The organism is Pseudomonas sp. SIMBA_067 (genome assembly GCF_046534675.1).
GTDB classification, from domain to species: domain Bacteria; phylum Pseudomonadota; class Gammaproteobacteria; order Pseudomonadales; family Pseudomonadaceae; genus Aquipseudomonas; species Aquipseudomonas putida.
Map to the genome: position 1 here is coordinate 1 of NZ_JAWRYH010001424.1, position 232 is coordinate 232.

The 232-nt window shown below is 53.9% G+C and carries 1 pseudogene; it reads left to right on the plus strand.

Annotated features, from left to right (window positions below):
- Positions 1 to 232: pseudogene (locus tag SB765_RS34095) on the plus strand (hypothetical protein); the annotation flags it as partial.

A 232-nucleotide genomic window follows, 5' to 3' on the forward strand; every position in this document is an offset into this window, starting at 1 on the left:
CTGCAGCGTGAATTACATCATTTCGTGCTGCAACAACTAAGCGAAGAAGAAGTGCGCGATGGTTTGATGCTGTTGACGATAGCACTGGTGGTACTGCCATTGACACCGAACCGTTTCCTGGGACCTTACGGTGTGGTAAACCCTCGCACGATCTGTACCCTGGCGGTCTTGCTGATGACCGTTGGGGCATTAGGCCATATTGCCATGCGCCTGATGGGCCCGCGTTATGGCT